General features: G+C 64.1%; 1 protein-coding gene. It reads left to right on the top strand.

Annotated elements, in window-relative coordinates:
• Positions 1–963: AAA family ATPase (locus RCCGE510_RS32635; RefSeq protein WP_007637920.1), on the top strand; the 963-nt coding region annotated here is incomplete at both ends.

The raw sequence follows: 963 nt of genomic DNA, 5'->3' as shown, positions 1-963 counted from the left end.
AAAACCGCAATCGGCCATGTCGCGGGTCCGGCGCGGATCGCAGCGATCGTTGGCCGCGCCGGCGCCGGCAAGACAACGATGATGAAGGCGGCACGCGAAGCCTGGGAAGCAGCTGGCTATCGCGTCGTCGGTGGCGCGCTCGCGGGCAAGGCGGCCGAGGGACTGGAGAAGGAAGCCGGCATTCAAAGCCGAACGCTCTCCTCCTGGGAACTGCGCTGGCAACGCGGCCGGGATGGGATCGATGCGAAGACCGTTTTCGTCATCGACGAGGCCGGCATGGTCGCCTCAAAGCAGATGGCCGGCTTCGTCGAGGCCGCGGTCAGGGCGGGTGCCAAATTGGTTCTCGTCGGTGACCCCGATCAGTTGCAGCCGATTGAGGCCGGTGCGGCCTTCCGGGCGATTGCCGATCGTATCGGTTATGCCGAACTCGAGACGATCTATCGCCAGCGTGAAGATTGGATGCGGGCTGCCTCTCTCGATCTGGCGCGCGGCAATGTCGGCGCGGCGCTTGCCCGCTATCAATCGCATGACCGGCTGCATAGCTCGACGCTGAAGGCTGAAGCGGTCGAACAGCTGATCGGCGACTGGAACCGCGAATACGATCCTGCGAAGACCACGCTGATGCTCGCGCATCTGCGCCGTGACGTGCGCTTGCTCAACGACATGGCGCGCGCCAAACTGGTGGAGCGCGGTCTTGTCAGCGAGGGGCGAACCTTCCGAACGGCCGACGGCATGCGTCCGTTCGCTGCCGGTGATCAGATCGTTTTCCTCAAGAACGACACTGCCCTCGGCGTCAAGAACGGCATGCTCGGCAAGGTCGTCGAGGCAGCGCCAAACCGCGTCGTCGTTTCGGTCGGGGAAGGACAGCAAAAGCGCCATGTCGCCGTCGAGCAACGCGCCTATAGCAATCTCGATCACGGCTATGCAACGACCATCCACAAGAGCCAGGGCGCCACCGTCGAT

This window comes from Rhizobium sp. CCGE 510 (genome assembly GCF_000292525.1).
GTDB lineage: Bacteria > Pseudomonadota > Alphaproteobacteria > Rhizobiales > Rhizobiaceae > Rhizobium.
The sequence above is the reverse complement of the archived record's forward strand: the minus strand, read 5'-3'. Positions and strand labels throughout refer to the sequence as shown.